This is a genomic window from Microcoleus sp. Pol12B4 (assembly GCF_036701385.1).
Classification (GTDB): domain Bacteria; phylum Cyanobacteriota; class Cyanobacteriia; order Cyanobacteriales; family Microcoleaceae; genus Microcoleus.
This window is the reverse complement of record NZ_JAUBQR010000300.1, coordinates 1-6431: the sequence shown is the minus strand read 5'-3', so window position 1 is coordinate 6431 and position 6431 is coordinate 1. Positions and strand designations below refer to the sequence as shown.

5 protein-coding genes are annotated in these 6431 nt (G+C 47.0%); 2 read left to right on the top strand and 3 right to left on the bottom strand.

Annotated features, from left to right (window positions below; genetic code table 11):
* Positions 1–1839 (bottom strand): glycine--tRNA ligase subunit beta (gene glyS, locus QUA38_RS26660; RefSeq protein ID WP_333167224.1); only part of this gene is annotated, 1839 nt, incomplete at its 3' end.
* A gap of 179 nt (positions 1840–2018) precedes the next feature.
* On the opposite strand from glyS, the gene QUA38_RS26655 reads away from it, so the two are divergent.
* Positions 2019–3146 (top strand): HetZ-related protein 2, encoded by a 1128-nt coding sequence (locus tag QUA38_RS26655; RefSeq protein WP_333167222.1) that lies wholly within the window; start codon positions 2019–2021, stop codon positions 3144–3146.
* A 506-nt stretch (positions 3147–3652) separates the two neighbouring features.
* The gene (locus QUA38_RS26650; protein WP_333167220.1) at positions 3653–4813 is read left to right on the top strand and encodes a hypothetical protein; all 1161 of its coding nucleotides are present in this window, start codon (positions 3653–3655) and stop codon (positions 4811–4813) included.
* Positions 4814–5081: 268 nt separating this feature from the next.
* Here QUA38_RS26650 and QUA38_RS26645 read toward each other — a convergent pair whose 3' ends face one another.
* Positions 5082–5714 carry a ribonuclease D gene (locus tag QUA38_RS26645; protein ID WP_333167218.1) on the bottom strand — a complete coding sequence of 211 codons (633 nt, stop codon included), beginning with the start codon at positions 5712–5714 and terminating at the stop codon, positions 5082–5084.
* Between the two features lie 90 nt (positions 5715–5804).
* Positions 5805–6311 (bottom strand): CAP domain-containing protein, encoded by a 507-nt coding sequence (locus tag QUA38_RS26640; protein ID WP_333167215.1) that lies wholly within the window; start codon positions 6309–6311, stop codon positions 5805–5807.
* Between the last annotated feature and the right edge of the window lie 120 nt (positions 6312–6431).

Below are 6431 nucleotides of genomic sequence, written 5' to 3'. Positions count from 1 at the left end.
TTTATCCAAATCACCTTGAGCCGCCAAACGAGTTGAACGGTTGACTGTTTCGTAAATTAGATCCAAAGTCTGGTTATTGCGGATTTCTTGCAGAAAAAGTGCTCTTTCCAGTGCGTCCAACAAATCTCTCAATGCTCGTTCAGTATATTCTGGGTCGTTTTCTCCCAAAACTGCATTTACCAAATCATAATCTACATTTTTTTCTTCTTGCAACAAAGTCCGAATTCTTTGTAAGAAAAACTCGTATAACTGTGATAGCAACTCCGCAGGTGTTTCTGGGCGTGCTGCAGTAAATTCGGCAACAACTTCTGCAAGCAACTGGTGCAAATTGATAGGCAACTGAGCTGCCCAAATAATGTTAATTATTGCATTAGCGGCGCGGCGCAAAGCGAAGGGATCGGATGAACCAGTCGGCAACATTCCCAAGCCGAAGATGCTGACTAAAGTATCTAATTTATCGGCTATTCCGACAACTTGACCTGCGAGAGTTTGGGGTAAATTGTCGCCCGCCCCTTTGGGCAAATAATGTTCAAAAATCGCTGTGGCTACTGCTTCCGATTCGCCACTTGCTAAGGCGTATTTCTGCCCCATGATTCCTTGCATTTCGGGAAGTTCGTAAACCATTTGGGTTACGAGGTCGGCTTTGCAAAGTAAGGCTGCTCTTGCGATGTAAGCTTGTTCTTCGCCTGTGATTTGCAGTTGGTTGGTGATGAGGCTGGCAATCTTGCACAGCCGATCGACTTTTGCGCGTACAGTCCCCAAATCTTCTTGGAAAGTAACTGTTGCCAACTTTGGCAAATAATCCTCTAGAGGCTTTACCAAGTCTGCTTTGTAGAAAAACTGACCGTCTGCCAATCTCGCCCGCACTACTCGCTCGTTACCGGTGGCAATAATCGCGGCTTTAGCCGGGTCGCCGTTGGAAATTGTAATGAAATAGGGCAGCAGTTCAGGATAATCAGGGCTTTTGAGAATTGGAAAATACCGCTGGTTTGTGACAATAATTGTGGTGATTACTTCCGGCGGCAATATCAAAAATTCGTCGTCAAATTTCCCGACAACTGCGTTCGGCCATTCTACTAAGTCTGTGACTTCTTCTAACAAGTCTTCCGTAATGTCGGCGTAACCGCTTTGTTTTGTCGCTGCGGCTTCTACTTGTGCTTTAATTTGATTTTTGCGCTGGGTTCGATCGACCTCCACGCAAGCAGCCCGTAGACACTCGACATAATCCTCGGCTTGCGGAATCGAGACAGGCTGCGGATGTAACACCCGGTGCCCTTGGGAAATTCGATCGCTCTTGACCGTATCCGAACCGCTCACCAATGTAATTGGCAGTACAGTATCATCCAACAGTGCCACTAGCGATCGAATCGGGCGTGGAAACTTCAAATCTCCGTCAGCCCACCGCATAAATCTTTTGCCTTCTAACTTATTAATCCACTGCGGCACAAGTTCTGTCAAAATATCCGCTGTCATCCGCCCCGGAATCTTTTTGAGCACAAATACAAAATCGCCTTTATCGGTAGCGCGAACTTCCAAAGCCTCAATTTCTACGCCCTGCTTTTTCGCAAAACCTTCCGCTGCTTTCGTCGGTTTGCCATCTTTAAAAGCCGAACTCGCCGGTGGCCCTTTTACCTCTTCTTCTCTATCTAATTGCTGAACTGGCAGCCCTTTCACGAGAACGGCAAAACGCCTCGGAGTAGCGTATACATTAATAGAGTCATTTGTCAAGGATTCTTCTGCCAGCGTTGCAGGTACAAGTCGCTGCCACTGCTGGGCGCTGCCTACGACAAAAGATGCGGGCAATTCTTCTGTACCGAGTTCTAATAAAAAGTTAGGCATATCGCACCGTAATGGAATTTTGTTTAGGGTAATTTAAGGTAATTTATCCGATCGCGCGTTGGCTTTAGCGAAGCGATCCGAAGGAAAGCCCTCGAAGAGGATCGTATTATCTGAAAAATACTCAAAAATCCAGGATACCACGTAAAATCGGGGGTGAAAGACAAATAGCTCAACAGCTCATGACCTTGGCGGAAAGACTGGCACAAGATTGGAAGTCACGACTTGAACAAGATTGCCCGGACGAAAATTCTAGCACCCGCGAGAGTGTTGTCCGCTGGCTGTTGGGAGACAAGCCCGAAAGATTTGACACTCTTAGCCCAACTCAATTGTCAGTTGCCTCTGGGGCGATCGACTTTTTATATCGAATTTTACTTTCTCGGTATCTGGGAGTACCGCCAGAAAAAGCTTACCGCAACTTGATCGGGCGGCTCGGCGGTTTAGTGGTGCTCCGGCAAAAAATCCAAGCGTGGGTTTCCCTGAGTCGCGACAGACAGCGGAGTGCGGTGGAGGTACTGCAAGAAGTGATTCAGGAAATGCTCAATTCCGATCGCTACCTGCTTTCTCAAGTCGCCTGGATTGCCGAATGCACCTCAGACAGACGCCTGCGAAATGCTTTGCTGCTAGCAAGCGTCGAAGAATACTGTTTGCGGCCGATCCGCAACCAGCCGCTGCTGGTGTACCGTTTTGTCAACTACCTGCGGCGTTCCCAGCGGGGCGGGTTGACGCAAGTGCCTGCGGGAGACTGGGTGCGGCTGGTGTCTGAACAGGTTCTACCCGACGATACAGACGAACCGCTCAGCCTGCTAGACGAACAGGCGATGTCCGAGTATCGAGAAAATCAAGCTTGGGAAGAGCAGCAAACTCAGCGGCAGATTGTCCAACAAGAATTTGAGAATTACTTGGCCGCTGAAGTCGATCCGCTGGCTTCCCGGTGGCTGCAGCTTTATCTGCAAGGCCGTTCCCAAGAGGCAATTGCCGAGGATTTGAAGGTTCCTATCAAGCAAATTTACCGCTTGCGAGAAAAAGTCAGTTACCACGCGATTCGGGTTTTTGCGGTCAAACAAGCACCGGAATTAGTAGCCAACTGGCTGGAAACTTCGCTCAAAGAACACAGTTTGGGCTTGACTCCGGCTCAGTGGGAGCAATATTTACAAAACCTCACGCCGGTGCAGCGGCAGTTGGTAGAATCGTTGAAAGCAGGGAAAAGTGTAGAGACGATCGCCTCTGAATTAAAGCTGAAAACCAATCAAGTCATCGGCGAGTGGAGCAAACTCTATTTAGCAGCTCAATCGCTCCGCAACGAGTAGATTGGTAATGGGTGGCAGGCAATTGCTAATTGTTAATGGGCGGTAGCATTTTTCAGAATCCGCGCTACAAATCAATTCCCTCACAACCACAGATTACTGCGAGTTTCCCCGTGGAAAACCGCGTGATCGCCCCTTGTATCAAATCAGGTTAGAGCGATCGAGATATCGTAGCGCTGCCGTGACGATCGCGCTCCGAGACGATCACAGCCCACTCTCTGAGGTAAGATACTAGCAGCACGATCGACTTTTGAGGATTTTTTAACCAATCCTAAATTCAGCGGTTGCCCGTAAATCATCGGTTGTGGTGCATCTCTAATACTTGTGCGTTAAAGACATAATTCTATTGTTGCCAGCCACGGGCATCAATCTCGGGCGATCGATGATAGTGGGTCTAGACTGCGCTAGTCATCATCTAGTTCTCAATCTTTTGGTAGAATTTGAGGCTGCAATACAGAAGGGAGAAAATGCTGGGACTAAGGATTTTTCTTTAATAAAAGCTTCCGGTTGTGAGACCAATTCCTCCGTCAGGGAAGTTGCAGCGTTTAATTTTATCGCATCAGGTTGGTGCGTCGCGCTCGATCGCGCTTCCAACTACAAAGCAGCTAATGGTACATACATCTTCAACAGACTCGGCAGCTACAATGGACTCCGATCGAATATTTCACCTAATCGACACAGTTGTCCCCTTTGAAGCTTGCCTTTACTATCAAGTTTTGCCTTTATCTCTAGAAGGTAATCTGTTTAAATTGGGTGTAGTCGATGCCCAAGATGACTCCGCCTTGGACTACGTGCAGCGGATTTTAGCTTACATGAATTGCTCAGTCACAACAGAGCTAATTGCCTCGGAAACTCAGCGCTCGATGCTCTCAGCTTACTTGCTGCACGGGAACCAGCTCCGAGAACCGAGCCAGACAGAAACCGCCGCAGCCCCAACACCCAAAAATCCCACATCAGCAACTTCAGGCCCCAATGCAGCAACGCTGCTGTCTTTGCCAGAACCGTCGATGGCCGCTCCTGAGCGGTTTAAACCTGCTGGCGCTGAGGTTTCCCCGACACCGACACAGCTATCGGTTTTGAATGTCGAGGCCTTGCACTTGTCAAGCCCAGTCGAAGTTGTGGCAACTTTGCCCGCGCCCCAACTGCTGCAAGAATTGCTCGGTAGAGTGCTGCGAGAGGGTATCGGCCGCCTGTTTTTTGAGCGGCACCAGTCCCAAGGTCGCATTCTTTGGAGTCAAGATGGCGTTTTGAAATCGATGCTCGAAGGTATCGATATCGTCCTTTTCCAAGAGGTAATTGACGAGTTGAAGCGACTGACAGATATGCCTGTTTGCCCGGTGGAACAGCCCAAACAAGTCGAAGTTGAGCGCATATATCAAAATACTCATTTGCTGTTGCGCTTGCGGGTAATGACGGTGGGTGGCAAGGAAGAAGCCACCCTGCAAGTTTTGCGGGGGGCAGCTTTGAGGTTTTACCAGCAGCAGCATTTGTCTACTTTGAGTCGGGACGCACTGCGGCTGGCCGAAGAATTGCAGCGGAAAGTGAATCAAATTCGCGATCGAACTCGGCTTTCTCCTGTGCCTTTAGAGGGGTTGCCCGCTTTGGAACAGGTGGTTAGAGATGTTGACGACCAACTTGAAGCTTTGCTGCACGAACACCATCCCGAGTAGCCCTAATCAGCAATACATGACTGTTTTGAATTTTTTTTAACTCACATCAAGTCCGGTCAAATAATAATAATTACGTTTGTAGTGAGGACTAAAGTCCAAGCGAGTTTTATGAAAACTCACGTCTTCACTACAAACCAATTTGATGGCAGTTCTGCGAGGTGACAGCATATTATACAAGTTCCCCAAAAGAATGGAACTTTATGCCCGTACTCTAAATCCTGGTAGTAATCAGTCATTCCCAATCTCAAATCTAAAATCTAAAATGGTATTACCCGTGCTCAAAAACATCATTGTACTGCAATAAATCCAAACTCACAAAAACTGGCAAACACTGAAAACATTGTTGTGCAATTTCCCAGCGTTCTTCTCGCTGCAACATAGCCGTCAACTTTTGTTTAGCGCTTAGCAAATAGCGGACATCGTTAGCAGCATAATTTAGTTGATCGTCAGAAAGATTAGTTGCATTTCCCCAGTCGGAACTTTGAGATGTTTTATTTAATTCTACCTTTTCAAGTTCTAAGATTAATTCTTTCAAGCCGTGTTTGTTGGTATAAGTTCGAGCAAGTTTACTAGCTAGCTTGGTGCAGAAAACTGGTGCAATATCAATACTTAAATTGTAACGCATTGTTGCCATATCAAAGCGCGCAAAATGAAATACTTTCTCAATATTTTCGGCTTCCATTAACTTCTTTAAATTGGGTGCTGCTGTCTGGCCTTTGGCAATCCGCACCACTGCAACTTTACCTTCGGGATTGCACAACTGAACCAAACACAAGCGATCACGCCAAGGTAGCAAACCCATTGTTTCCGTATCAACGGCGATCGCCGGCGCAGTCAAATAATAAGATAAGAGAGAATCGGGAATATCACCATCGCACACTTGAAAATCTGCAAATTCCATTATTAGTAATTTTTGACTGTTGACTGTTAACTGTTAACTGTTGACTGCCCTCTTCCTTCTTCCCTCTTGCTTCTTCTTTCTTCCTTCAAATTATCGGCTGCGAACAAAAAGCTGAGTAAGATAATACTCCCCTTTGGCATTTTTCGCAACCCCAATACCGGTCACATTAAACTGACCTTCTATATTCTTGCGGTGGCCCTCACTTTTAATCCAACCTTCAACAGCATTGCGTACCGGGTCGCTGAAGCCGAAATTGTAAGCAACGTTTTCAGCTACACTTTGATAAGGAAGAGTAATTGCCTTCGCCCGCCCTTCAAATCCATCGTGGCTGAAACGTACTTTACCGCTAGCCATATTTTCGCTGTGAATTCTTGCTATCTGACTGATTCGCGGATCGATACTCAGCAGTGGCAACTTTTTAGATGCTCGGTATTGATTGATCTGTTGGTTAACCGCTTTTTCTAAGTTAGTAATAGCACTAGAAGCAACATTAGTATTCATGGGAGTCTGTGGCAGCGATCGCGTAGGAATGGAGGTGTCACACTTTGGCAGGATTGTCAACAATCCCAAGCACATCAAAATCAAACCTTTGGACATGAAATCAAACGAGAAATAAAGTTAATTGTTACCAATTCCTACAGAGCGATCGCCCCACATTCCGCTAACCTAGATATTCAGAACCTTCGCTACAGTGTTCACGTCTTTGTCGCCGCGTCC

Excerpts from the sequence above, each read along its gene's own strand:
- QUA38_RS26655 (WP_333167222.1), top strand. The coding sequence starts at position 2,019 with ATGACCTTGGCGGAAAGACTGGCACAAGATTGGAAGTCACGACTTGAA.
- QUA38_RS26640 (WP_333167215.1), bottom strand. The coding sequence starts at position 6,311 with ATGTCCAAAGGTTTGATTTTGATGTGCTTGGGATTGTTGACAATCCTG.
- QUA38_RS26645 (WP_333167218.1), bottom strand. The coding sequence starts at position 5,714 with ATGGAATTTGCAGATTTTCAAGTGTGCGATGGTGATATTCCCGATTCT.